The sequence below is a fragment of the Paenarthrobacter sp. Y-19 genome (assembly GCF_029223985.1).
Taxonomy (GTDB): domain Bacteria; phylum Actinomycetota; class Actinomycetes; order Actinomycetales; family Micrococcaceae; genus Arthrobacter; species Arthrobacter nicotinovorans.
Map to the genome: position 1 here is coordinate 412853 of NZ_CP119414.1, position 24118 is coordinate 436970.

Consider the following 24118-nt stretch of genomic DNA (forward strand, 5'->3'; position numbering starts at 1 on the left):
AATGAGCGATCTGAACGACATTCAGCCCACGGATGAGGCTTCGGACGACACTCCCGTGGAAGGAACCACACTGGACGGGGATGCGGCTGCGCCCAATGGCGGGCAATCCCCGCAGGGCGAGGCAGCGAACGACGTCAAGCCCAAGCCCAGCAACCTTCAGGAACTGGTGGACGAGCCTGCCAAGGTGATGCGGATCGGCACGATGATCCGTCAGCTTCTGGAAGAAGTTAAGAGCGCCCCGCTTGATGATGCAGCGCGCGGTCGCCTCGCCGAAATCCACGAGCGGTCCATCAAGGAGCTCGAAGATGGGTTGGCACCTGAGCTCATTGATGAGTTGGAACGCATCAGCCTCCCGTTTCCCGAGGACAAGGCCCCCTCGGACGCTGAGCTTCGCATCGCACAGGCCCAGCTGGTGGGGTGGTTGGAAGGGCTGTTCCATGGCATCCAGGCAGCCATTGCCGCCCAGCAGGCAGCGAAAGAACACGCTGCCGCGCAAATGCAGCTTCGGCAGCTGCCCCCGGGTACGGTCATCGCGCCGGGCATCATCATTGGTGAAAACGGGCAACCGCAGCGGGCTGCTGCGCCCGGGGCTTCGGGTGCTGCTTCCAATGGACGCCCGGAAGATCCCGACCACGGCCCGGGCCAGTACCTCTGAGTTCGCGGGTGGGTTTCTTTGGGGCCGTCCGGCAGGGACGGAAGGACGATCTTGAGCTCGGCAAGGGCCTGTGGCGCCGCGCCCACGACCGCTTCCATCGCGGGCTGGACCGTTATCACCAGGTCCTTGAAGGCGTGGACGACGAGCAGCTCTACAACGAGCTTGTGGAGATCGCCAATGAACTGGCGGAGTTGTCCCCACGGGTGCGGAGCATCTGCGTAGAGGCGCAAAAGCGCTCGCCCAGCGATGGGCTGGACGTGCCAGGAGCGCTCGCGGGCGTGCACCGGGCGCTGTCCAAAGCCGGCAACTCGCTCGCCACCACAGCTGAGGCTGCGGCGATGTTGCGTCTGGCTGTAGGTCCTGTACCGGTCGGTGCATTATCCGTGCGGCGCCGTGCTGAGTCCGTCTTCGAGCAGGTGGCCGACGCGGAGCGCCAACTCAATCCCTGATCCGGAAACTAAGTAATCAGGAGTAATCCGGAAATAAGGCAGGCGTTGACAACTACACGCGTGCGCCCTTATTCCCTGTATGCAAGAAGTTAAGCGGATAGCTGATCTTCGTCATAATCGGCCCATGACCCAGGCGGTAGCTGGCAGGATGACAACCATGACTTCGTCACCAGAACTTACTTTTAACGACGGCAACACCATCCCCCAGCTCGGCTACGGGGTATGGCAGGTTGAAGACGATGTAGCCGAAAAGGTAGTACGCCAGGCTTTCGACGCCGGGTTCCGCCACATCGATACCGCAAAGATCTACGGCAACGAGGCCGGCGTTGGCCGTGCCATCGCCTCTTCGGGCCTCTCCGCCGAAGAAATTTTCATCACCACCAAGCTGTGGAACGCGGACCAGGGCTACGAATCCACCCTGGAGGCCTTCGAGAAGTCGCTCGACCGCCTTGGCCTGGAAACCCTGGACCTCTACCTCATCCACTGGCAGCAGCCCAAGCAGGAGAAGTACGTCGATACCTGGAAGGCCCTCATCGAGCTCAAGAAGCGCGGACGGGTGAAGTCCATTGGTGTCTCCAACTTCACCAAGGAAGGCCTGCAGCACATCATCGATGAAACCGGCGTCGTTCCGGCCATCAACCAGGTTGAACTGCACCCCTTCTTCAACCAGGCCGAATTGCGCGAATTCAACGCCTCCAAGGGCATCCTCACGCAGGCATGGTCCCCGCTGGGCCAGGGTGGCGAGCTCCTGGAGAGCGCCACGATTGCTGAGATCGCAGCCAAGCATGGTGCCACGCCGGCGCAGGTTGTCATCGCATGGCACCTGGCCATCGGCAACGTCGTGATCCCCAAGTCGGTCACGGAGTCCCGCATCCAGGAGAACTTCGCAGCCCTGGACGTCACGCTGGACGGTACCGACGTCGAGGCCATCAACAGCCTGGACCGCGGCGCTGAAGGCCGCATCGGCCCGGACCCGGCAGTCTCCGACTTCGCCTAGGCCCCGCGCCTTACTCAGGTGCCCCGCTCCCTTCCGGGGGCGGGGCACCTGGCGTTTCACCTGATGGGCGCGAGGGTGGTCACTGAGAAGGGCACTTCCAGCAATGTCTTTACCGCTTCCACAAAGTCCTTCACATGCTGTTGCCGGTTGTGGGCTTCGAGATCCTCGGCACTTGCCCAGCCTTCAAACATGACGAAGGTGCCGGGCTGCTGCCCATCGGCGAAAACGGTGTACTCCAGGCAGCCCTGGTCCTTGCGGCTGTTCGTCTGCAGTGAGCTGAGGACTCCTTGCAGCTCGCTTTCGCGTCCTGCTTTGGCGATAAATACCGGCATGAGCCACACTTCTGCGGGCTCTTTGTGGGTTGGGCTGGTCATTCTTGTTTCCTTGATGATGGGCCGGAGGGGCCGGGAGGGACGGAACTTCGCCGTCCCTCCCGAAAGGGATCAATCGGTGATTTGTGGAACCTCAACCCAGGACTCTTTGGCCGCGGATTCGACGATCGCGTCATCGATGAGGGCGACTTGGTAGCCGTCGGCGAAGTTGGGGCTAACGCTTCCGCCTTCGGCGATGGCTTTGAAGAAGTCATGGGCCTCGATGATCTTGGTCTCTCCGTAGCCGATGCCCAGGGCCGGAATGGGCCACAGCCCCTCACCGTAGGGGTGGGCCGGGCCTGTGTAGATGGTCCGGAACCCGCGACGGTCTGCTTGGTCTGAAGCGAAGCAAACCTGGAGCTCGTCGCGCCGCTCGTAGTTGAAGACGATGCTGCCTTCGGTTCCATGGATTTCGAAGGTGATGTAGTTGTTCCTGCCGTGCGCGTTGCGTGTGGCTTCGACCGATCCAACCGCTCCATTTGCGAAACGGATCATGGTCATCACTTCGTCGTCGACGTCAACCGGGCCCTTCGGGCCCTCTCCGCCGCGCACGGTGCCGAGGGCATCGGCCCCGCCGGTTTGGAGTGGCCGCTCGGGGATCCACGTCGACAGGAGTGCGTTGACGGCGCTGAACTCTCCCACGAGGTACCGCGCCATGTCTATGACGTGGGTCGCGATATCGCCAAGCGCGCCGGAACCTGCGATGGACTTCTGGAACCGCCATGACAGCGGCGAGTTCGGGTCGGCGCTCCAGTCCTGGAGATAGGTTCCGCGGAAGCTGAGGATCTGGCCAATGGCACCTTCTTCGATGTACTTCTTTGCCAGTGCAACGGCTGGAGTGCGCCGGTAGTTGAAGGCAACCATGTGGACGATGTCCTTGTCCTTGACGGCGTCATACATGGCCTTGGACTCTTCGCCGGTGCGTGCGAGGGGCTTCTCGCAAATGATGTGCTTGCCCGCCTCGGCGGCGGCGATGGCGATTTCGGCGTGAAGGTGGTTCGGCGTCGCGATGTCGACGACGTGAATGTCGGGATCGTCGATGATGGACCGCCAGTCCGAGGTCGAGTTCTCGAAACCGAAGCGCCTGGCGGCTTCTGCGGCCAGCTCGGGGTTCGCCTCGGCGATGACTTTGCGGACCGGCAATGCCGGGGCAGGCCAGAAGAACATGGGCATGGCGGCATAGGCCAAGGAGTGGGCCTTGCCCATGAAGCCTCCACCGATGAGGCCAACGTTGAGGTTTTGCATGTGGATCAGGTCCTTCCGTAAGGATTGCTTAGAGGAGTGTCTCGAGGTATTTCTTGCTGATTTTTGCTGCTTCGGCGGGGTCGCCGTCGTAGTTGTCGAGTTCGACCATGAGCCAGCTGTCGTAGGCGCTCTCCCGGATCGCAGCGATGATGTCCGGGAAATCGAGCTCACCTTCGCCCAGAGGGAGGAAGTTGAACGGGTCTTGTTGGAAGTCCTTGAGGTGGACATGCTGGATTCTGTCGGAGTACTTGCGGATAACCGCGGCCGGGTCCGCCCCGCCTGCCGCAAGGTGCGCCGTGTCCGGGCAGAACCCGATCCTGGTCAGCGGCATGAGCTTTTCCAGCTCGTCCGGGCTCTCCACGATGGTGCTGAGGTGCGGGTGGTAGCTCGCGGACAGGCCGAAGCTCTCCGCGATGTCCGCTACGCGGTCCAGCGCCTGGCCCAGCAGGTAATAGTCCTGTTCGGTGGTTCCAGCAGCCCGGCGCGCGCCGCCGCCAACCACCAGCCGTTCAGCTCCGAAGTTCGCAGCCAGTTCTGCGGCCTTGTGGATTCGGTGCATCTCGTCGGGAAGGATGTCGGCGTAGATGAAGTTGGCCCCGGTGTAGACACTCGTCAGCACGACTCCGTTGCTGCTGAGGATCTCTTTGAGTTCCTCCGGCTTGTCGGCATATTCGGCCAGGTTTCCGTCGAACATCTCCACGCCCTCATAGCCGACGGCGGCGATGTCACGCACGGCGTCGCGCATGGATCCGTGGGTCATGTAGAAAAGGTCCTTGACGCTGGTCACGCCTTGCGGGTGTCCGACGACCCCGCCCCAGGTGATGGAACAGTAACCGAGTTTCATTGCATTTGCCTTTCAACTGCCGGAGAAGAGCTGGGAAAATCGAAGAGGTTGCCGGTGGGAACGTCCACCCATGACTGTCGTGCCGCGGAGGTAACCACTGCGTCCGTGAGGAGTGCTGCCCGGAGGCCATCCCGGAAGGTGGGCAGGCCCTCGGATTCGTGTCCTTGGACAGCTGCATAGGTGTCAGCGACGAAAGCGTTGAAGCTGTCCTGGTACCCCTGGGGGTGACCCGCAGGGAGCTTGGCGTAGCGCCCGCCGCCCGGGGTGGACAGGGTCTCCGGCCCCACAGGAATGTGCGAAGTGGAATCCACGCGTCCGATGTGCAGGGTGTCCGGTGTTTCCTGGTTGAAGCTGAACGATGCCGCAGTTCCATCGAAAGAGAACCAGAGGCGGTTTTTTCTTCCTGGACTAACTTGGCTCACCACCAACGAACCGGCGGCCCCCTTGTCGGTTTCGAAGAGCAGTGTTGCCCCGTCCTCAGTTGATACCGGGGATAACTGGCCAAGGCTTTCGCGTTGATCATGGGCCCGGCTGGTACTGGCCATGATCCTGGAGATGCGGTGTCCCGTGGTGAACTCCATCAGGTCGCACCAGTGCACTCCGATGTCACCGAAGGCCCTGGATGCTCCTCCGAGCTTGGAGTCGACCCGCCAGTTTGTTGCCGCTGCACCTGCCAGCCAGTCCTGCAGATAGGATCCGTGCAGCAGCCAGAGGCGGCCTGCCTCCCCGTTGTGGATGCGCTCGCGGGCCTCCCGGACGGCCGGATAGAACCTGTAGACGAAGGGCACGGCGGTGACCACATTTGCCTGTTCTGCAAGGTCCGTCAGTTCCTTGGCATCCTCAATGGTGGTGGCCAGGGGTTTCTCGCAGATGACGGCCTTGCCGGCGGCGATGGCCAAGCGTGCAAGGTCCGCATGGGTGGCGTTTGGGGTGCAGATGTGGACGACGTCCACGTCATCGCGGGCAATCAGGGCTTCGGGGGAGCCGGCCGCGGCCTGTGCACCCAATCGGGCCACAGCGGCCTCGGCACTGGCCAAACTACTCCCGGCTACTGCACTGACCGTGCTTCCTGCGGCCCGGACGGCATGGGAGTGGACTGTGCCCATGAATCCTGTGCCGATAATCCCGGCACGTGGTGTGGAGGCCATGGACTGTCACTTCTTCCGGGCGAGGGCGACTGCAAGGATGATGATGGCTCCGCGCACTACTTGCTGCTGGCTGCTGTCGAGGCCTGCAAGGATCAGTCCGTTGTTGATCAGGCCGATCAACAGGGCGCCGAAAAGGGTTCCGATGATGGAGCCGAATCCGCCGAAGAGGCTGGTCCCGCCGAGGATGACCGCAGCGATGGCTGAGAGTTCGTCACCGGCGCCCCACTGGAACCGTCCGGACTGGAGGCGGCCGGCGTAGAGCATTCCGGCAACACTGGCAACCATGCCGGAGATCAGCAGCACCTGGAACTTGATGCGCTTTGTATTGATGCCAGTGAATTCGGAGGCGTTGCGGTTGCCACCCGTAGCCAGGACCTGCCGGCCGAATTTGGTCCGGTTAAGCACGACGGCGCCGATGGCTACGAAGATGCCGCTCCACACCACAAGGCCCGGAATGGGTCCGAAGTTCCCGGATCCGAACACCGCGTTGAAGGTGTCGTCCAGGATGGGCTGGGGCGCTGAAGCGGTGATCCACTGCGCGACGCCCACGGCAATGCCGAGCATGCCGAGTGTCACGAGGAAGGAAGGGATGCCCAGGAGGCTGACCAGTGCGCCGTTGACCGATCCGACCACGAGGCCCACGGCCAGGCCGGCAAGTATGCCAGGGACCAGGCCCCATTGGGACAGGGCCATAGCGGTGCAGACGCTGGAGAGGCCGGCGACGGATCCCACGCTCAGGTCGATCTCGGCGCAGGCGATGACGTAGGTCATGCCCACTGCGATGACGGTGATGGTGGCCGTCTGCCGGAAGATGTTCAGCAGGTTGTTCGGTGACATGAATCCCTGGTCGCGCAGCAGGACCGCGAAGATCAGGAAGACGACGACGAAGCCGATGTAAATGACGTAGCGCCGCCAGTCGAGGTCCTTCAGGATGGTGCCGACGTTGCGGGGTGCCCCGGTGTCCCGTGGCGCGATGGTGTTTGTCTTGCTCACTGTTCAGACTCCCTGGACTGCAAGTTGTAGATATTCCTCGTCAGCAATGTCGCTGCGGGGGATGTCGCGGATGATGGAGCCGTCCTTGAGGACGAGGACGCGGTCGCTGACCGCGAGTAGTTCGGGATACTCGGAGGAGATGACGATGATGGCTTTGCCATCGCTTGCCAGTTCGCGGATCATGTCCAGGATTTCGCTCTTGGTGCCAATGTCGACGCCGGCCGTCGGCTCATCGAGGATCAGGATGTCGGGATCGGTGCCCAGCCACTTGGCGATGACCACCTTTTGTTGGTTGCCGCCCGAGAGCAGCCGCACGGGCCGGTGGGGGTGGGCGACCTTGACTGCGAACCTCTTGATCAGCGACGCGGACAACTCGTTGCCCTTGGCGCCATCAAGAAGGGGGCCACGCTGAATGTGCTTCAGGAGCGGCAGCAGCAGGTTGTCCTGGACCGAGTGTTCCAGGACGAGGCCTTGTGCCCTGCGATCCTCCGGGACAAGGGCGATACCGGCGTTGATGGCCTGCTGCGGAGATGCCAGGGTAACTTTCCTGCCCCGGATGAGGACCTGCCCGCTGTCCAGTTTGTCGATGCCGAAAAGTGCCCGCGCGAGTTCTGTCCGCCCGCTGCCCATGAGCCCGGCCAGGCCGAGGATTTCGCCGGGCCGCAGTGCGAAAGAAACGTCCCGGACCCGTAGGCCCGCGTTCAGCCCGCGCACTTCCAACAGTGGCTCGACGTCGGTGCCCACATCGTTCCGCGCCCGATAGGAAAGTTGGCCCTCGACCTTCTTGCCCACGATTCCTTCGACGATTTGTTCGGGAGTGACCTCCGTCAGTGGCTCGGTGAAGAGGTGCCTTCCATCGCGCAGGATGGTGATCCGGTCCGCCAACCTGTACACCTCATCCATGCGGTGGGAGATGTAGATGATGGAGATTCCGCGCTGCTTGAGGCGGTCGATCAATTCGAAGAGCGCCTCGGACTCGTGCCGGGCCAAACTTGCCGTGGGCTCATCCATGATCAGCACTTGTGCGTTCTGAGCGAGGGCTTTGGCGATCTCGGTCAGCTGCCAATAGGCGGTGCCAAGCCGGGAGACCTGGGCGCCGGCGTCGACGTCGACCTCCATCTCGGCGAAGACTTCCTTGGCCCGTCGCACCGCGGCGCGGTCATCGATGAGGCCGCCCCGGCCGAGCGGCTCTGCGCCAAGGAAGATGTTCTGGGCAACGGTAAGGCTGGGTACGAGGCTGAATTCCTGGAAAACCATCCCGATTCCGGCGGACTTCGCATCCTGGATCGAGTTGATGGCGGCCGGTTTGCCGCCAATGAGGATTTCTCCGGCATCCGTCTGGTAGACGCCCTGGAGGATCTTCATGAGGGTGGACTTGCCGGCCCCGTTGCCCCCGGCCAGTGCGTGGACCTCGCCCTTGCGGACATCGAAGCCGACATCCTTCAGAACGGACACGCCGTTGAAGGCCTTGGATATCGAGCGCATCTCGACGACATTGTCTGCGGTGTTCATTTCCCGCCCTTTCGGCGCGGTGCGGGGGCCTGGGCCCCCGCACCGTAGGATCTGGCTACTTCTTGTAGGAGTCCTGGATGTCCTTGGGAGCGTCCTCGTGGTAGACCTGCTTCCAGGCTTCAAGGACGTTCGAGTGGTCAACAGGGAGGGCGCTCAGGGCCACGTACGGAGGTGCTTGCTTGCCGAGAAGTGCTCCTGCCGCGAGCCGGGCTTCGGTGACACCCTGGTCGAACGGAACCTGGGCGCCGAGGCCGACGACGAGTTCGTCCTTGGCCAGGGCGATGGCCACGTTCTTGCCGAGGTCTTCCGTGGCGATTTTCAGGTCCTGCCGGCCGGCCGCGCGGGCCGCCGCCATGACGCCTTCAGCAGGGACGTCCCACACGGCCCAGATGCCGGCCAGGTCAGGGTACTTGCTGATCATCGCGTTGGCAGCAGCCTGTGCGTCTCCAGCGAAGTCCGGGCCCGCGATGCCCTTTTCTTCGACGATCTGGATGTCGGGGTATTCCTTGGCGATAGTCTCCTTGAACCCTTCGTGTCGCTGCTTGGTCACGAAGAAGTCGGCTTGGTGAAACACGAGGCCGATCTTTCCCTTGCCGCCCAGGGCTTTGGCCATCTGGTGAGCGGAGACGACGCCGTTGCCGTAGTTGTCAGCCGAAACAACTGAAACGTAGTCCGTGCCGGGAGTCAGACCCTGGGGGACGTTGTCCATGAAGACGAGCTTTGTGCCGGCAGCCGCAGCCTTTTTGTACGCGGAGGCCGTGGCCACCGGGTCCGTGGGGATGGAGACGATGACATCCGGGTCCTGCGTCATGACGGTCTCGATATCCGAAACCTGCTTGTCCGGCTTGAAATTCGCGTCCGTTGTCGCGATGACCTTGACGCCGAGCTTTTCGAATTCACTCTTGAGGCCGTTGACCTGGGCCGTTGCCCAGTCGTTGCCGCCGTAGTGCATCACGATTGCTGCCTTGGCGTTGAGTGCCTTGATCTTCTCGATCTCCTCCGGCGTCAGATCTGACACGGATGCCGGGGAGGGGGATTCGCCGTTGGGGCCCTTGCTCAGGACCTGGCCCTTGATCTTGTCGAGGGCCTGCTGGGCCTTTTCGGACACGCCGGCGTCGGGTGCGTTCGACGTGCTCGCCGCCGAGCTGCTGCACGAGGCTACGGAAAGTGACAGGACAGCGGCCAAAGCCACGAGGGGAAGCCTGCGGATCATCATTGTTCTCCAGTGCTTATGAGGGGATGTGGTGGTGGAGGGCGGGAACGAGCGCGCCTGCAACCGGTGTTAGGGCGGACGGACCCTTTCCGGCGGAACCGTCGATGGTGGACGCCGAAGAGTCTGCGGGGGCGGTCCGCTTCATCCTTGGTGAACCCGGACCGTAATCGCTAACGGGAGTTCCGTGAACGTTTACGGAACCGATCGTAAACGTTTACGGTAGAGAGTGTCAAACATCACGCCCCGCCCATTTCGAAGTAACCGGATGGGACGGGCGCACGTAGTATTGGTACGCATCGGCCCGGTTGGACGGTGTGGGGACAGGAGAGAGCGTGTCAGGCATAACGGTTCCACGTGGAGCGAACGGGCAAACAGGAGCCACGTTGCGGCGGAAGCCGACCATCAACGATGTGGCGGAGATCGCGGGCGTGTCCTTTGGTACTGTCTCCCGCGTACTGAACAACGCCCCGGACGTGAGTGCGGCCACCCGGGAACGCGTCCTGCAGGCCATAAAGGACATCGGCTACCGCAGGAACCGGGCAGCCACTGCCCTTGTCACCAACCGGTCAACATCCATCGGGCTGCTCTCTGATGGTTCCCCGCGGTTCGGTCCGGTAGGGACACTCATGGCCCTGGAAACCGTTGCACGGAAGAAGGGGTATGCCACAACAGTCATCAGCGTGGATAAACCCTACGACGAGTCCGTGCAGGCGGCCTTGGACACTCTGGACGACACCGGCGTTGGGGGCATCATCGTCGTCGCACCCTTGGTCGACATGGCGTCGGCTGTCTGGAATGCCTCCTGCCGGGTACCCGTGGAAATGATCGCGGCAGGAGCGTCATCAACTCCGAATGTCTTCACTTACTCGGAAAACCAGGAACTCGGAGCCCGGCTCGCCACCCAGCATCTCATCGACCTCGGCCACACCGACATCGCGCACTTGGCAGGCTCCATGGACTGGTTTGACGGGCGCGTGCGCAAGCGCGGCTGGGAGGCGGCCCTGGGTGACGCCGGACTTCCGCCGGGGCTGTGCCTGGAGGGCGATTGGAGTCCCCGATGGGCCTATGAAACCGGCCTCCGCCTTGTCCGGGAGGGAAAGGTTCCCCAAGCTGTTTTTGCAGCCAGCGACCATACGGCACTCGGACTCATACGGGCCTTGACCGAAAATGGAATCCGTGTCCCGGAGGACGTCAGTGTGGTGGGATTCGACGACATCGAAGGTTCAGACTACTTCCTGCCCCCGCTGACCACTGTGCGCCAGGACTTCACAGCCCTGGCGCACATGAGCATGGAGGTCCTCCTGGGCGCCATGGAGGGGCGGGAGGTTGACCGCACCCCGATCGCGCCCACCCTTGTTGTGCGCGAAAGTTCCACGCGGGCAACACGCCATTCAGGAAGAGATACCTAGCCTTCAGGGTCCTGCTGGCAGGTCAGCTTGAGCGGACCTTCCGTAGGGACCTGAACACGACGACGGCGCCTGCAACGAGCGTCAGCCAGCGGACGATCCGGCCTTCGCTTCCCGGGGCCATTTCTCAGGCTGGCGCTCGGGGAAGTCCCAGTGCGCGCCAGTCTCGATGCCTGGTTGTTCGCGGGGGTAGGAGGGGCGGTCGGCGGGGTCGAGATCGGCACCCCACCCCGGGATCCGGGCCCGCAAAGTGTGCTCCCTTCAGGACTGGCAACCCACGAAAATCTTCACCCCACCCTCACATTCCGTTCATGACGGCCGGAAAGGGTGGATGCCATGACCGACTTTTCACGCCGCACCCTCGTCAAGTCCTCCCTCGCCGGCCTTACGCTGGCCGGCCTCACCGTAGGGGCCGCCGGCCCGGTCGGCGCAGCACCCGCAGCCATCCCGCTGGTCCGCAAGCGACTCACGCTCCTCACGGGCATTGCGACCGGGGACGTCACCACGGATTCGGCCGTCCTGTGGTCGCGCGCCTCAGGACCCGGACGTCTCACCGCCACCCTCAACGCCATCGACGACGCCGGGGAGCTCCTGCGTGGACGCTACGGGTTCAGCCGAACCATTCGTGGACCCCTGGCCACGGAAGCCAGTGACTTCACCGCGAAAATTAACGCCAAGGGACTGCCTGCGGGCACCAGGTTCAGGCTGGAGCTGAACTTTGAGGATGAGAACGGCATGGGCGAAGCCGGGCAAGGCACTTTCAGCACGGCGCCCGGAAACAAGGAACCCAACGACGGCGGCCCCTCGGGCGGCCGCGGGGGCGGCAGGCCGGCGTCGTCCTCCCAGTCCTTCGTCTGGACCGGCGATACCGCCGGCCAAGGCTGGGGCATCAACGAGGAGATCGGCGGCATGCGCGGTTACAAGGCCATGCATGACGTGCGGCCGGACTTCTTCATCCATTCGGGAGATACCATCTACGCCGACGGCCCCATCGCGGAATCAGTAATTGAGAAGGACGGCCAGGTCTGGCGCAACATCGTCACCGAGGAAGTCTCCAAAGTAGCCGAAACCCTCAAGGAATTCCGGGGCCGGCACCGCTACAACTCCCTCGACGCCAACATGCGTTCCTTGTTCGCCGACGTGCCGGTCATCGCGCAGTGGGACGACCACGAAACGCACAACAACTGGTACCCGGGCCAGGTCCTGGACGACGCGCGCTATACCGAACGCAACGTCAACGTCCTCGCCGCGCGCGGGCGGCAGGCGTGGCAGGAGAACATGCCGATCGCGGACTCGGCGGCGCTGTGGCGCCCCGGAACCTACGACGCCGGCCAGTACCAGCCCGCACGCATCTACCGCAAGATTCCGCGTGGCCCGCAACTGGACATCTTCTGCCTGGACATGCGGACGTACAAGTCGCCGAACACCGACGGCAAGGAGCCCTACACCACCAACATCCTGGGCCAGGAGCAGGTGGACTGGCTGATCAAGGAAGTCCGGCAGTCGAAGGCCACCTGGAAGGTCATCGCCGCGGACCTGCCCTTGGGCATCGTGGTGCCTGACGGTCCCGTGAACCAGGAGAGCCTGTCCAACCGGGACAATGGTGCGCCGCTGGGCCGGGAACTGGAGATCGCCGGGGTTTTGAGCGCCTTCAAGAAGTATGGCGTGAAGAACACGGTGTGGCTCACCGCCGACGTCCACTACTGCGCCGCCCACCATTATTCTCCGGAGCGGGCATCCTTCAAGGACTTCCAGCCATTCTGGGAGTTCGTTGCGGGGCCCATCAACGCCGGCTCTTTCGGCCCGAACGACATGGACGGGACCTTCGGGCCGGACGTCGTGTTTTCCAAGGCGGGACGGTTCCCGGGTGAGTCCCCGCGCAACGGGGAGAACCAGTTCTTCGGGCATGTGGAACTCGGTTCGGATGATTCGTTCACCGTGAGTCTGCGCAACGCCAACGGAGCTGCAGTGTTCTCGAAGGTGCTCAGCCCCGAACGCTGACCGTCGCCGCGCTCCGCCGCTCCGGGAGTCCGTGGTCAAATTGACCCGTACCCATGAACCGGAGCGGACGGAGCGCGCATGGTGCTGTTTGACCCCTTGGAACGGCAGATCGTTGCCGCCTTGCAGTTGGACCCCCGCTGCCCGTGGCGCAAGATGGCCGCGGTGCTCGGGGAGGCCGAGCGGACAGTGGCGCGCCGTGGATCGCAGCTGCTGGAATCCGGTGCGGTGGCCGTTGTCGGGATTCGCCCCAGGCCCGCTGTAGTGCTGGTGCAGATGCGATGCATGCCTGGAACGGTCCGTGCCGCCGCTCAGGCCTTGTCGCAGCGCAATGACACTACGTTCGTCTACACCACCACGGGAACCGGCGACTGTGTGGCCGAGATCCTCACCGAACCGTCCCGTATGGGCACCGTCCTGTCCGATGAGTTGCCGTCCACTATTGGTTTACGCGATTCCACCAGCTATCCCGTTCTTCGGTACTTCCGCACTATCCGAGGTTGGCGGCCTGAGATCCTCACCGCTGACCGGGTAGAGGCATTCCGTTCAGCCCTGACCCCTGATTCGGGCGTCCTGGTTCCGCGGCAGGAGCTCAGCCGCCAGGACAACGAGCTCATCGATGCGCTGTGTGCCGATGGCCGGATGAGTTTCGAAGCGCTGGGGCGCCGGGTTGGTGTTTCCGAGGCTACGGCGCGTCGGCGCAGCGAATGGCTGCTGACCAACAACCAGGTCCACTTGCGGACGATCGTTGAGCCCGCCGCTTTCGGTCTTGGTGTCGAGGCCCTGCTGTGGATCCGGGCGTCGCCGCACCAGGTCGAGCCGGTGGGCAAGAGCCTCGCGGAGCTCCCCACTGTCCGCTATGCTGCGGCAATTGCCGGCGACTATCAGATCATGGCCGACGTCACTGTGGAGGACATGTCGTCCCTCTATCGCTTCATCACCGATTCGGAATGGGCCCGGAACGCCGCTGGCGTGGACGTTTCCATCCTGCTCGATGCCCGCAAGCGCGGTGGTCGGCTCATGCGCTCACCGTCGTAAGCCGTGCCGGTTCTGCTGTGACAACAGGGGCGACGGCGGCGTACTCCGTCTGCTGCTCGAAGGCGCGCCCATAGCGGAGAAGCTGCATATCGGTGTAGTGGTTGGAAGCGAGTTGAAGCCCGATGGGCAGCCCGGCGGAGCTGAACCCGGCGGGGACGCTGAGGACGGGGAGCCCCGTAGCGGACAACAGGCACGCCGAGCGCATCCAGTCCAGGTAGGTTCCGGAGGCAACGCCCGCGACGTCGTCGGGATAACGAAGCGTAGCGTCGAAGGGAAGGACCTGGGCGCAGGGGCTTGCGAAGAGATCGAAGCGGCCGAAGAACTCCTGCACGCTGCGTTCCAGGCGAGTCCTGGCAGCCATGGTTTCGATGAGGTCGCGGGCAGTCAGCGCGAACCCCTTGTTCACGTTCCAATGCACTTCCGGCTTGATGACGTCGCCGGAACGCTCCAGGATCGGGCCCAGTCCTGCGGCGAAGTCCATGGCCCGGGTGTTCCCGAAAACGAGGTCAGCCTCGCTGAAGTCCGGCGTTGCTTCCTCCACGATCGCACCCAGGTCTGCGAACACCGACAACTGCCGTTCCAGGTGCTCCAGGATCTCCGGTTCCACCGGCACGCCGATCCCGAAATCCCGGGACCAGCCGATCCGCACACCCCGCATGTCCGTCTCCAAGCTGGAGCGGAAAACCTTGGGATCCAGCCCTTCGGGGTGCGGTACACGGGGATCACTGCCTGCGGTCACGGACATGAACAACGCAATGTCCTCCACGCTGCGGGCCATAGGCCCAGTCCTTCCCAGCCACGCATAGGCGTTGACGTCGGACGGCATGGGGATCACCGCCGTCGACGGCCGGAAGCCCACCACGTTGCAGAACGAAGCCGGGATCCGGAGCGAACCGCCCATGTCGCTGCCGTCGCCGATCGCCTGGATCCGGGAAGCGACGACGGCGGCCACCCCGCCACTGCTGCCCCCGGCGCTCAGGGCGGGCGCGTACGGGTTGGTGGTGGTTCCGAAGAGGTCGTTGAACGTGTGTGATCCGGCTCCGAACTCGGGAACGTTGGACTTGCCGGTGCTGACGACGCCCGCCGACTTGAGCCGCGCAATGATGAGGTCGTCGGCGTCGGGCACGAAGTCGCGCAACGCCAGGGAGCCTTGGGTGGTGCGCATGCCCGCAGTGTTGTTCGTGTCCTTATGGGTCATGGGCAGGCCATGCAGGGGAGGCAGTTCGGCCCCGGACGCCGTCAGCTGATCGGCATTGAGCGCCAGGGCACGTGCGCCTTCGGCATCCAACGTCACCACGGCGTTGATCACCGGGTTCACATCCGAAATCCGCTGGAGATGATCGTCCAGGGCTTCGCGCGCCGAGATTTCCTTGCTGCGGATCGCGGCGGTGAGTTCGACGGCGGACAGCTCGCCAATGGTGCTGGACATGGTGCTCCTTTGCTGGATATTCGCTTGCTGAAAGTGTGTCGAGTCACATCGCACCCCGGAAGGGCGCCCCACCCAAGCGGCATCGTTTGACTGTTTCGGCCAGATATTTGGCGGATTCCGTCAGCTATTGTGTGTGATCCGGCTCATAGCGGAAGGTGTTGCTAACCCTGCTGGCCTGGTTCTTCCGCGGAAAGCAGGTTGCGGCCGCCACGCCGATCCACATCGAATAGCCGCCGCCCCCCACACCGTCAGCACGCAGCAGAAAGAAGAAGACCATGACCCAAACAGCCACTGTCCTCCAGCTCGATACCGAACAGACCACGGCGCTCCACGAGCTGTACCGCAGGCTCCACGCACACCCCGAACTCTCCATGCAGGAGCACGCCACGGCTGCCCTTATCGAGGAACAGCTGGACCGGCTCGGTGCGGACCACTTCCGCTGCGGCGGGACAGGGGTGGTCGGCATCCTGCGCAACGGTGAGGGGCGCGTAGTCGCGTTCCGCGCGGACACGGATGGGCTGCCCATCGAAGAGGCCACAGGCCTGGACTACGCCAGCACGGACACGGGAATGCTGGACGGTTCCGAGGTTCCGGTGATGCACGGCTGCGGCCACGACACCCACGTGGCCAGCCTGTTGGGAGCTGCGGAAATCCTCGCCGGAAACCAGGACGCCTGGTCAGGGACGCTGGTGCTGATTTTCCAGCCCGGTGAAGAAACGGCCGCCGGGGCGCTGGCCATGCTGGAGGACGGGCTCTGGGACAGGGCTCCCCGCCCGGAGGTCGTGTTCGGGCAGCACGTCATGCCACGGCCCGTGGGCACAGTATCGATTTCCAGCGGTCCGGTGGCAGCAATGGCAGATTCCCTCCGCGTGACGGTCCACGGACAGCAGTCGCACGGCTCGCAGCCCCAGGACTCCATCGATCCCATCGTCATGGCAGCCCACATGATTACCCGGCTGCAGACCATCGTGTCCCGCGAGCTGGATCCCCGGAAGTCCGCCGTCGTAACGGTTGGAACCTTCCACGCCGGTCTGAAGGAGAACATCATCCCGGCTTCCGCGGAGTTCACCCTCAACATCCGCACTTTCGACGAAGAGATCCGAGGCCAGGTCCTGACCGCTGTCCGACGCATCATTGAGGCCGAGGCAGCTGCCTCCGGAGCACCGGGCCCGAAGATCGAAGAGCTGTACCGCTTCCCGCAGTGCTACAACGACCCCGACGCCGTTCCTTCTGTTTTGGAGGCACTGCGAGATGCGTTGGGGGCTGAGTCTGTCGAGGTGACCCCGCCCATGATGGGCAGCGAAGACTTTGGACACCTGGGTACGGCCATTGGCGTCCCTTCCGTGTTCTGGATGTTCGGCGGTACGCCGGGTGCTGTGTTCGACGGTCCGGGACCAGTCCCGGTCAACCATTCGCCCTTCTTCGCCCCCGAGCTGGAGGGTTCCCTGGCCGGGGGAGTCTCTGCCGCCGTCGCCGTCCTCCTGTCCCGCCTGGGCAACTGAGCTGCAAGGAGCGTCGCCATGACTTCAGCATTGACCGAACCGGCACCTGCGCTTCAGGACACCGGCGGCCCGCTTTCCGGCAGGCTCGTGGTGGACCTCAGCCGGGCGCTCGCAGGCCCGCATGCGGCCATGATGATGGGCGACCTGGGAGCACGGGTCATCAAGATCGAGAATCCTGGCACGGGGGATGACACCCGCGGGTGGGGTCCGCCTTTCGTCGGCCCCGAGGACGATCCACAGGCCACCTACTTCCTCTCCTGCAACCGAAACAAGGAGTCCCTGGCCCTTGACCTCAAGAGCGACGACGGCGAGACAGTCCTGCGCCAACTCCTGGAACGTGCGGACGTGGTGGTGGAGAACTTCCGGCCCGGGGTCCTGGACCGGTTGGGCTTCAGCACCGACGCCATGCACCGCATCAACCCGCGCCTGGTGATCCTGTCCATCACCGGATTTGGCCACGATGGTCCCGAATCACAGCGCAGCGGTTACGACCAGATCCTCCAGGGCGAGGCCGGGCTCATGTCGCTGACGGGCTCGGGACCCGATGATCCACAACGCGTGGGGGTGCCCATCGCGGACCTGCTCTCCGGCATGTACGGGGCATACGGGGTGGTCGCGGCATTGCTGGAACGCGAACGGACCGGCCAGGGGCAGGTGGTGCGGACGTCGCTCCTGGCATCACTGGTGGGGGTCCATGCTTTCCAAGGGACCAAGGTGACGGTTGCGGGGGAGTCGCCTGAAGCCCAGGGCAACCACCACCCCTCCATCGCGCCGTATGGGCTCTTCCGTTGCCGGAACGGAAGTGTGCAGATCAGTGTCGGCAGCCAGAAGCTATGGGCGGCCTTCACCTCCGCCTTTGGCCTTGATCCCACGGCCGACGGCGTTGCCACCAACGCTGATCGGGTGCGGAACCGCACGCACGTGATCGACGTAGTCGAAACAGCGTTTGCCGACTACGACGCCGAACCGTTGCTGGCGAAACTTGCCGGCGCGGGAATTCCCGCCGGGAAGGTGCGCTCCTTGAAAGAGGTCTATGAGTGGCCCCAACTGGCATCCCAAGGCCTGCTGATCGACGTTGACCACCCGGTGCTCGGAGCTGTCACGCTGCCCGGACCGCCGCTGCGTTTCTTCGACAACATCTCCGGGGCGGAAGCCACCCGGCGAGCCCATTGTGCGCCTCCGGTGCTCAACCAGCACAACGAGGAGATCCGGGGCTGGCTCGCGGGGGAGGACATTGATGACTGAAACGGCTACGCGACGGCGCCTCGGCGCGCGCGAACTGCTGGATTACATGCTCGACGCCGGGAGCTACCTTTCGTGGGACGCCCCGGTTCGCGGGGTGGCAGGCGACGGGACCGGAAACACCGGGTATGCGGCCGACCTGGCAGCGGCCCGGGGCAAGTCCGGCAGCGACGAATCCGTTCTCACCGGGGAGGGCCGGATACGGAACCATCGGGTCGCCGTCGTGGTTTCCGACTTCGCTTTCCTGGCCGGGTCCATCGGGCGCGATGCCGCCCAAAGGTTGGTGTCCGCCGTCGAACGCGCCACCAAACAGGGCTTGCCTCTCATCGCCATACCGGCATCCGGGGGGACGCGCATGCAGGAGGGAACCCCTGCGTTCCTGGGAATGGTGGAAATCGTGGCGGCCGTGCAGGCACATCGAACCGCGGGCCTGCCGTACTTGGTGTACCTCCGGCATCCGACCACAGGGGGAGTCATGGCATCGTGGGGTTCGCTCGGGCACGTGACTGCTGCCGAGCCGGGTGCTCTCCTGGGTTTCCTGGGCCCGCGCGTCTATGAGGCACTGCATGGAGAGGCTTTCCCCTCAGGTGTCCAAACGGCGGAGAACCTCTTCGACCACGGATTGGTGGACGCCGTGGTTCCGCCTGAAGGGTTGGGGGACTACTTTGGGCGGGTGCTGGATCTGCTTGAGCCCGGGCACGTGGTGGGCGGCGGTGCGCTGCCGTCCACCAGCTCCGCCACGGCCGGGGCAGCCGGGCAGACTGCTTGGGAGTCCGTCCTCCGTTCCCGGGATCCCCTGCGGCCATCCACTGCTGAACTCCTGCGGCATGCCGCGGGCAGTGTTGTGTTGCTGCGTGGGGCGGGTGATGGCACCAAAGACCACGGCATGCTGGTGGCCCTTGCCCGATTCGGCGCCACCTCGTGCGTACTGGTGGGGCATCAACGCAACAACGCGATGGGACCGGCCTCGCTGCGGGATGCCCGGCGCGGGATGCGTCTGGCCAAGGAACTGCGGCTGCCGCTGGTCACCGTTATCGACACACCGGGGGCCTCCCTCTCCCGGGAGGCCGAAGAAGGCGGGCTCGCCGCCGAGATCGCCCGCTCGTTGTACGACCTCCTCGGAGTGGGAACAGCTACGTTGTCAGTCCTGCTGGGTCAAGGAACCGGGGGAGGGGCGCTGGCCTTGCTCCCGGCAGACCGTACGATCGCAGCCCAGCATGCGTGGCTGGCACCCCTGCCCCCGGAAGGGGCGTCAGCGATCGTGCACAGGACCACGTCCCAGGCTCCCGCGCTCGCCGAGAGCCAAGGCATCACTGCCTCTGTGCTTGCAGGTCGGGGAATAGTGGACGTGGTGGTGGAGGAAGTCCCGGAAGCGGCGGCCGCCCCGGTGGAGTTCTGCCGCCGGGTAGGTGCGGTGATCGCCGTCGAGCTTCAAGGCCTGGCGCGGCGGGGTGCGCCCGGTTTGCAGGCACGGCGGTCCAAGTACCGGGCGCTGATCGGCTAGGTTGCGAGCATCTTCCGGCGGCTCATGGGCGAACCTGAAGCTTGGAGAAGCGCGGTACCAGTGCCACCTCAAAATCCCCCTTTGATCAATATTTCGAACATATCGACCCGTTGGCGGATATGTTCGATATTTCGACCATCGCCGAGGCGTCTAAAAGCAAAAGAAAACCCCCGGAAATCACATGATTTCCGGGGGTTCCTTGTCCGAGCTTCCTATCAGAATCGAACTGATGACCTTTTCATTACGAGTGAGAACCAATAGTCAGTAATCTAAAGGGTTCACGCCGGTTGAGGTGTCGAAAAAGTGACGACCTTACTTCCAGTTCATCGCTTCCAATGCTTGATTCAGGCGCTCGGCACTGTCGTGGAGATCGTGATCAAAAAGTCCAGCGTAGGTGTCCAGCGTCATCGTAGCGCTGGCGTGCCCGGCGATTCGTTGGACCACTTTGACGTTGGCTCCGGAGCTGATTGCCAAGCTCACGGCGGTGTGGCGGAGATCGTGAAATGTTGGACGGGGAAAGTCAGGATCCTCGGTACGGACGCGTGCGATGGCAGGGGAGTAGTGGCGTTTGGTCCACGTGCCGTTACGGAGAGCTGATCCTCGCCCACCGCTGAACACCCGTGTTCCTGGGGATGTGGCTCCCGTGGTGGCTTCGAGCCGCTCGGCGACGACCTTCGGTAGGGGCACAACCCTGTTTTCCCCGCTCTTTGTAGGGCCCAAAACCAGTTTGCCCCCGATCTCCGTGTAGGCCTTGTTCACGCTCAGGCTCGGCTTGGCGCCGAACTTGAGATCCCCATGTGTGAGCGCGGTAATTTCGCCCCACCTGAGGCCGCACGTCCCGGCGAGCATCACCATCAGCTCAAACCCCTTACAGGCCCTGGCCAGGGCGGCCAGTTGAGGCATTGTCAGATACACGTGGGCGCGCTGCCTGACGCGGGCTGGAATGTAATCCGTCTGCCCGAGGGCATCCTTGGCGGGATTTGCCGTCAGCAGCCTGCGCTTGACCGCGTGACCCATGAGTCGACCGAAGTATAGGCCAACATCATGGCGGGTGGCATCACCCGCCGGTTGCCCATCCTTGCCTTTTAGGCCGATGATCCAGGCCGCAACGTCGTCATAGTGCACCTTGCTGATAGGAGTCGCGCCCCAGTGCGGACCCACATAGTTTTCGTAGCAGCGCCTGTAATTGTCGAGGGTCTTTGGACTGGCCGGCTTCCGGCCTTTGGCACCTAGTGTTGCAACGCGTTGGATCCACTCTCTATAGAGTTCATCGACAGTGAGCTTGGAGGCAGCCCTGGGGTCGATGTACACCCCGTTGCGTACGGCCCGCGTCATTTCGTGCCAATGGTCGTCGGCTTCCCGCTTGGTGAGGAACCGCTTGCGCTTCCGGCGCCCATCCGCGGTGGTCCAGTCGGCTTGCCAGCGCTTGACGCCGCTGGAGAGCTTAGTGACGGCCATCAGGGTTGTCCTTGCGTGCGCGTAACCTCATCCAGAGCTCGTTTGACTGTCTCAGATAGGACGGAGCTATCCGCGAGTTGCGGCCTCGCCCCTCGAGTATCCCCTTTGCACGGGCTCGACGCAGCCTCGCCGACCATGTGTCCACGCTCTCGCCGGTCCACTCAGCGAGTCTTTTGATGGGCTCCACGGAACAGGATCCCAGGGCAACGTAGGCGCATGACACGTGGACGTAGTCGGCTTCCGAATCGACGCGGGCTGGGAGCGGCGTTATTTCATCCTTGAGGGCGGCAACCGACAGTTGCTCGTGCCGGTCGCGCATAAGAGCACGAGCATGCGCCATGGGGATGGAACGCAAGAGGGACGTGGTTATCCCGTCCAACGGACCCACCTGGTGGGAGTTGCCTTCCGAAAGCCTGCTATAGAGGAATTCGTCAAAGTCGATCCTGAGTTGGTCAGGCTCGCGGAAGCTTCCCATGTCGTGGTCGACGGTCCAGCCGATCTCGATCGAGAAGTTGTCGATCCGGTAGCGCGCGGACAGGCGGTGGAAAGGGGAGCTGTCAGCACCAGCCAACTTCTCGTCGGGACCCGACGTATCTCCTAAGTATTCAACGTTCGGTCCGAACGCCGGAAGCGAGGGCGAATTCATGGCCAAACGCTAACACGGTTTCCCTGTCAGCGAAACTGTGCTTTGCGACCGAGGCTTCGTTGGTCAGCTCCATAGAGTGATCTGTATCACCCAAGACTTCCGCTGAACGTCGCGGGAGCCTTCATGAATACGCACAGTTCGTTTGGTGACCAAACTGTGCCATCCGAGAGGAGATACCCCTTTGAACAGTTTTGTGGTTGGCGATTCGGGAACGTCCGGATTTGACGAGTCCTTGCCCGCTTCGCCTTACATGACCCGCAAGCAGGTCGCTGCCTACCTGAATGTCACCGAGAAGTGGTTGGCGGAGTACAAGGCATCTGGTCCTCGCTTCTACAAGTTCGGCTCCCGGTGCCGCTATCTGCGCGACGACGTCCTGAGTTGGGCCCGCCAGCAGCGGGCTACGCGGCATTAGCGACGTCGACTAGCGCCGTGCGGCGGCCAGGGCGAGTGCCTGCTCCACATGCACGAATCACACCATCCTCCAGCGAACTCCGGCTCACACGAATTGCCGGTCTTCACAGCCGAGATCATTCAGGAGACAAATGAATCCACATACCGCCGCGCAGTGTTCGCGGCAGACTCGTCCGTCCGATGCCCACATGCGGTATTCGATTACCGGCCGGGAGGCCAAATGAGCTTCGGGGTCAATTCGTACAGGGACGCCTGGGTTCGCGCCGTCAATAATGACATCACCGTTAGCGCCGAGGCACGCTCTGCGGCACAGGCGATCGGACGCACTATGGGCATCGGGCGGATTGCCACCAGCAGTTGGCATCGTCTCAACGATTTCATGAATCGTCGTCGGGCAGACCCCGATGTTCTCATCGGCATCACAGAGCTCAAGGACGCCGGCTACCTTGAACGGCACATTGGCGATGAGGGCCGGTATGCATTTGGTTGGCTGTTGACACTTCCCGGGAGGGTGCTGTGAAGGCTCCGATCCGGGGGATTCCGTCCCGCCCGCTGCAGTACGCGAAGGCGATCAGCAATTCGGACCTTCCCACGACGACACGGACCGTGTGCTGGGCGATTGCCAGTTTCGCCAACAACACCACGGGCCAGGCATATCCGTCGCTGCGAGCCCTTTCCAAGGCCACAGGGCTTTCCACGGCTACGATCTCCAAGCACACGATTCTTGCAGAATCCCAGGGGTATCTCCTCAAGCATCAGCGGTTCAACAATTCCATCTGGTACGTCATCACAACGCCACCGTCGGGTGAACCGGAGCCGGTAACGATGGCCACAGGTGATGAACCCGAAGTCCATTCGGACGCGTGGTTTCGCAAGCTTTACGGGTTGGACGAACCAACTCTGGATCCATAGAAATCGAAGGCCTGACGCCAGGGTAGGTGCTGCAGATAAGTGTGAGCGGACATCCTTCTGCAGCTACCTACCTGGCCTTGACAAGGTACCCCTACCCACAGCGGACATCATGAGGTAACCCGACCAAAGCGTTCCCTAACTACCTCACGGTTACTACCTCAGAGTAGAACTACCTCAGTAGTTCTACCTCTACGGAACTACCTCTATTACAACTACTCCAATGGCCACGATGTCGTAGCCCCGAAGTCGGGGCCCTTGACTGCGCCCCTCCTAAGCAGCGGTGCCGCACTAAAAATCCAGCCTACGGCCGTTCCCGCCTGCCTTCAGGGCAGGAACATGTTCCAAATATGCATCGCATATAAATTACCGAATTCATCGATTCGGCTGTGAAGGCAAGCGGAGCGCCGCGCAGCCCGCAGGGCGGAGCAAGCTCCGCGTAACTCAATGATTTCTGAGACGTGCCTCCGGCACAAACAACCCGATAGAGGAAACCATGACAAAATTTGCGTCCGGGCGTGCCGCATCTGTGGAAACCGTCAGGCAGGCCCGTTCGTTCGACGCCTACAAGCGCCGTTATGTCCGACTGGGTCTCTGCTACCCCTGTGCCGCTCAGGCGGCATACGGACACCAGTTGGGCTTTTCCCTGTCCAAGCCGCCCTGCCACGCATGCCAGGCAGTTGTGGACACCTTTCCCGTGAAGCGGGTAAACGGGTGGAGCTCGTGGAGCCCGCGCCACGGGGCCAAGCTCTCAGCGGGGCTGCGCCCCAGGAAGGCCATTTAGCGGCCCTGAGCGCCGAATTTCTGACAACGGTCCCAGTAACAGGAACCGCGAGGTCCATCCTCACCCGAGAACGGTACCGATCATCAGCAGCCGCTTTCAATGTGGTTTTGACAAGACGGCGGGTCCAGTGACGTCGTATGGGGCACTCGAAGGCACCGGGAGCTCGGAGCTGAACCTTCCGCGCAGCCCCGTCCATGGCAAGTGATGATGCGGATTGACTGACGTTGGAGCCCTACTCCTAAGCCGATGGATTGCCGTTGAACGTGCTCAGACGGCCGTGGGCCTGTATTTCTTGACAACGCCTCATCTGCCCCCTGACGTACTTAGAAAGATGTGACATCACTCCACAATGCGAGCTTCTCGT

23 protein-coding genes are annotated in these 24118 nt (G+C 63.1%); 13 read left to right on the top strand and 10 right to left on the bottom strand.

Going from position 1 to position 24118, the window contains the following annotated elements; all coding sequences use genetic code 11:
• The first annotated feature begins 1 nt into the window (after position 1).
• From PYR64_RS02015 to PYR64_RS02025, 3 genes are all read left to right on the top strand, one after another.
• Positions 2–655, top strand: a complete 654-nt coding sequence (locus PYR64_RS02015) for a bacterial proteasome activator family protein (protein WP_039239748.1) — start codon at positions 2–4, stop codon at positions 653–655.
• 8 nt (positions 656–663) lie between these two features.
• A complete protein-coding gene (locus PYR64_RS02020; RefSeq protein WP_018777925.1) occupies positions 664–1104 on the top strand; it encodes a hypothetical protein in 441 nt (146 codons plus the stop codon).
• A 157-nt stretch (positions 1105–1261) separates the two neighbouring features.
• Positions 1262–2101, top strand: coding sequence for an aldo/keto reductase (locus tag PYR64_RS02025; RefSeq protein ID WP_275778010.1), 840 nt, complete (start codon positions 1262–1264; stop codon positions 2099–2101).
• 56 nt (positions 2102–2157) lie between these two features.
• On the opposite strand, the gene PYR64_RS02030 is transcribed toward PYR64_RS02025, so the two are convergent.
• The 7 genes from PYR64_RS02030 to PYR64_RS02060 all read right to left on the bottom strand — a co-directional run bounded on the left by PYR64_RS02030 (position 2158) and on the right by PYR64_RS02060 (position 9430).
• Positions 2158–2475, bottom strand: a complete 318-nt coding sequence (locus PYR64_RS02030) for a putative quinol monooxygenase (RefSeq protein ID WP_018777923.1) — start codon at positions 2473–2475, stop codon at positions 2158–2160.
• Between the two features lie 69 nt (positions 2476–2544).
• Positions 2545–3717, bottom strand: a complete 1173-nt coding sequence (locus tag PYR64_RS02035) for a Gfo/Idh/MocA family oxidoreductase (RefSeq protein WP_110505051.1) — start codon at positions 3715–3717, stop codon at positions 2545–2547.
• A gap of 28 nt (positions 3718–3745) precedes the next feature.
• Positions 3746–4561 carry a sugar phosphate isomerase/epimerase gene (locus tag PYR64_RS02040; RefSeq protein ID WP_018777921.1) on the bottom strand — a complete coding sequence of 272 codons (816 nt, stop codon included), beginning with the start codon at positions 4559–4561 and terminating at the stop codon, positions 3746–3748.
• On the bottom strand, positions 4558–5709 hold the full coding sequence (locus PYR64_RS02045) for a Gfo/Idh/MocA family oxidoreductase (RefSeq protein ID WP_275778014.1): 1152 nt from the start codon (positions 5707–5709) through the stop codon (positions 4558–4560). Before PYR64_RS02045 ends, PYR64_RS02040 begins: the two co-directional genes overlap by 4 nt.
• A gap of 6 nt (positions 5710–5715) precedes the next feature.
• A complete protein-coding gene (locus tag PYR64_RS02050; RefSeq protein ID WP_079581516.1) occupies positions 5716–6702 on the bottom strand; it encodes an ABC transporter permease in 987 nt (328 codons plus the stop codon).
• A 3-nt stretch (positions 6703–6705) separates the two neighbouring features.
• Positions 6706–8214, bottom strand: a complete 1509-nt coding sequence (locus tag PYR64_RS02055; protein WP_055973269.1) for a sugar ABC transporter ATP-binding protein — start codon at positions 8212–8214, stop codon at positions 6706–6708.
• 55 nt (positions 8215–8269) lie between these two features.
• Positions 8270–9430 carry a substrate-binding domain-containing protein gene (locus tag PYR64_RS02060; RefSeq protein ID WP_275778017.1) on the bottom strand — a complete coding sequence of 387 codons (1161 nt, stop codon included), beginning with the start codon at positions 9428–9430 and terminating at the stop codon, positions 8270–8272.
• Between the two features lie 329 nt (positions 9431–9759).
• Here PYR64_RS02060 and PYR64_RS02065 point away from each other — a divergent pair, with 329 nt between their 5' ends.
• The 3 genes from PYR64_RS02065 to PYR64_RS02075 all read left to right on the top strand — a co-directional run bounded on the left by PYR64_RS02065 (position 9760) and on the right by PYR64_RS02075 (position 13869).
• Positions 9760–10836 (top strand): LacI family DNA-binding transcriptional regulator, encoded by a 1077-nt coding sequence (locus tag PYR64_RS02065; RefSeq protein WP_275778019.1) that lies wholly within the window; start codon positions 9760–9762, stop codon positions 10834–10836.
• A 333-nt stretch (positions 10837–11169) separates the two neighbouring features.
• A complete protein-coding gene (locus PYR64_RS02070) occupies positions 11170–12834 on the top strand; it encodes an alkaline phosphatase D family protein (RefSeq protein ID WP_275778021.1) in 1665 nt (554 codons plus the stop codon).
• Positions 12835–12912: 78 nt separating this feature from the next.
• On the top strand, positions 12913–13869 hold the full coding sequence (locus tag PYR64_RS02075; protein ID WP_275778023.1) for an AsnC family transcriptional regulator: 957 nt from the start codon (positions 12913–12915) through the stop codon (positions 13867–13869).
• Here PYR64_RS02075 and PYR64_RS02080 read toward each other — a convergent pair.
• Positions 13850–15298 (bottom strand): amidase family protein, encoded by a 1449-nt coding sequence (locus PYR64_RS02080; RefSeq protein ID WP_275778025.1) that lies wholly within the window; start codon positions 15296–15298, stop codon positions 13850–13852. The genes PYR64_RS02075 and PYR64_RS02080 overlap by 20 nt on opposite strands.
• Positions 15299–15573: 275 nt before the next feature.
• On the opposite strand from PYR64_RS02080, the gene PYR64_RS02085 reads away from it, so the two are divergent.
• Genes PYR64_RS02085 through PYR64_RS02095 form a run of 3 tightly spaced genes read left to right on the top strand, consistent with a single transcriptional unit; the run spans position 15574 to position 19546 of the window.
• Complete coding sequence (locus tag PYR64_RS02085) at positions 15574–16800, top strand: amidohydrolase (protein ID WP_275778026.1); 1227 nt, start codon at positions 15574–15576, stop codon at positions 16798–16800.
• Positions 16801–16818: 18 nt separating this feature from the next.
• On the top strand, positions 16819–18045 hold the full coding sequence (locus tag PYR64_RS02090) for a CoA transferase (RefSeq protein ID WP_275778028.1): 1227 nt from the start codon (positions 16819–16821) through the stop codon (positions 18043–18045).
• Positions 18038–19546: a carboxyl transferase domain-containing protein gene (locus tag PYR64_RS02095; RefSeq protein ID WP_275778030.1), complete on the top strand. Its 1509-nt coding sequence runs from the start codon at positions 18038–18040 to the stop codon at positions 19544–19546. The genes PYR64_RS02090 and PYR64_RS02095 overlap by 8 nt, the downstream gene beginning before the upstream one ends.
• 312 nt (positions 19547–19858) lie before the next feature.
• Here PYR64_RS02095 and PYR64_RS02100 read toward each other — a convergent pair whose 3' ends face one another.
• Together PYR64_RS02100 and PYR64_RS02105 are read right to left on the bottom strand one after the other, a co-directional pair.
• The gene (locus tag PYR64_RS02100) at positions 19859–21004 is read right to left on the bottom strand and encodes a site-specific integrase (protein WP_275778032.1); all 1146 of its coding nucleotides are present in this window, start codon (positions 21002–21004) and stop codon (positions 19859–19861) included.
• Complete coding sequence (locus PYR64_RS02105; protein WP_275778033.1) at positions 20991–21650, bottom strand: hypothetical protein; 660 nt, start codon at positions 21648–21650, stop codon at positions 20991–20993. Before PYR64_RS02105 ends, PYR64_RS02100 begins: the two co-directional genes overlap by 14 nt.
• A 181-nt stretch (positions 21651–21831) precedes the next feature.
• Here PYR64_RS02105 and PYR64_RS02110 point away from each other — a divergent pair, with 181 nt between their 5' ends.
• The 4 genes from PYR64_RS02110 (at position 21832) to PYR64_RS02125 (ending at position 23754) form a co-directional block, all read left to right on the top strand.
• Positions 21832–22062: a helix-turn-helix domain-containing protein gene (locus PYR64_RS02110; protein WP_275778035.1), complete on the top strand. Its 231-nt coding sequence runs from the start codon at positions 21832–21834 to the stop codon at positions 22060–22062.
• A 219-nt stretch (positions 22063–22281) separates the two neighbouring features.
• Positions 22282–22581, top strand: a complete 300-nt coding sequence (locus PYR64_RS02115; protein ID WP_275778037.1) for a hypothetical protein — start codon at positions 22282–22284, stop codon at positions 22579–22581.
• A complete protein-coding gene (locus tag PYR64_RS02120; protein WP_275778039.1) occupies positions 22578–22973 on the top strand; it encodes a helix-turn-helix domain-containing protein in 396 nt (131 codons plus the stop codon). The genes PYR64_RS02115 and PYR64_RS02120 overlap by 4 nt, the downstream gene beginning before the upstream one ends.
• 493 nt (positions 22974–23466) lie before the next feature.
• Complete coding sequence (locus PYR64_RS02125; RefSeq protein WP_275778041.1) at positions 23467–23754, top strand: hypothetical protein; 288 nt, start codon at positions 23467–23469, stop codon at positions 23752–23754.
• The last annotated feature ends 364 nt before the right edge of the window (positions 23755–24118 follow it).

Bases quoted from the DNA above. Each gene is read 5' to 3' on its own strand.
- PYR64_RS02075 (WP_275778023.1), top strand. From the start codon at position 12,913: ATGGTGCTGTTTGACCCCTTGGAACGGCAGATCGTTGCCGCCTTGCAG.
- PYR64_RS02060 (WP_275778017.1), bottom strand. From the start codon at position 9,430: ATGATGATCCGCAGGCTTCCCCTCGTGGCTTTGGCCGCTGTCCTGTCA.
- PYR64_RS02030 (WP_018777923.1), bottom strand. From the start codon at position 2,475: ATGACCAGCCCAACCCACAAAGAGCCCGCAGAAGTGTGGCTCATGCCG.
- PYR64_RS02025 (WP_275778010.1), top strand. From the start codon at position 1,262: ATGACTTCGTCACCAGAACTTACTTTTAACGACGGCAACACCATCCCC.
- PYR64_RS02055 (WP_055973269.1), bottom strand. From the start codon at position 8,214: ATGAACACCGCAGACAATGTCGTCGAGATGCGCTCGATATCCAAGGCC.
- PYR64_RS02040 (WP_018777921.1), bottom strand. From the start codon at position 4,561: ATGAAACTCGGTTACTGTTCCATCACCTGGGGCGGGGTCGTCGGACAC.
- PYR64_RS02085 (WP_275778026.1), top strand. From the start codon at position 15,574: ATGACCCAAACAGCCACTGTCCTCCAGCTCGATACCGAACAGACCACG.
- PYR64_RS02125 (WP_275778041.1), top strand. From the start codon at position 23,467: ATGACAAAATTTGCGTCCGGGCGTGCCGCATCTGTGGAAACCGTCAGG.
- PYR64_RS02090 (WP_275778028.1), top strand. From the start codon at position 16,819: ATGACTTCAGCATTGACCGAACCGGCACCTGCGCTTCAGGACACCGGC.
- PYR64_RS02095 (WP_275778030.1), top strand. From the start codon at position 18,038: ATGACTGAAACGGCTACGCGACGGCGCCTCGGCGCGCGCGAACTGCTG.
- PYR64_RS02105 (WP_275778033.1), bottom strand. From the start codon at position 21,650: ATGAATTCGCCCTCGCTTCCGGCGTTCGGACCGAACGTTGAATACTTA.
- PYR64_RS02045 (WP_275778014.1), bottom strand. From the start codon at position 5,709: ATGGCCTCCACACCACGTGCCGGGATTATCGGCACAGGATTCATGGGC.
- PYR64_RS02100 (WP_275778032.1), bottom strand. From the start codon at position 21,004: ATGGCCGTCACTAAGCTCTCCAGCGGCGTCAAGCGCTGGCAAGCCGAC.
- PYR64_RS02070 (WP_275778021.1), top strand. From the start codon at position 11,170: ATGACCGACTTTTCACGCCGCACCCTCGTCAAGTCCTCCCTCGCCGGC.
- PYR64_RS02115 (WP_275778037.1), top strand. From the start codon at position 22,282: ATGAGCTTCGGGGTCAATTCGTACAGGGACGCCTGGGTTCGCGCCGTC.
- PYR64_RS02035 (WP_110505051.1), bottom strand. From the start codon at position 3,717: ATGCAAAACCTCAACGTTGGCCTCATCGGTGGAGGCTTCATGGGCAAG.
- PYR64_RS02080 (WP_275778025.1), bottom strand. From the start codon at position 15,298: ATGTCCAGCACCATTGGCGAGCTGTCCGCCGTCGAACTCACCGCCGCG.
- PYR64_RS02015 (WP_039239748.1), top strand. From the start codon at position 2: ATGAGCGATCTGAACGACATTCAGCCCACGGATGAGGCTTCGGACGAC.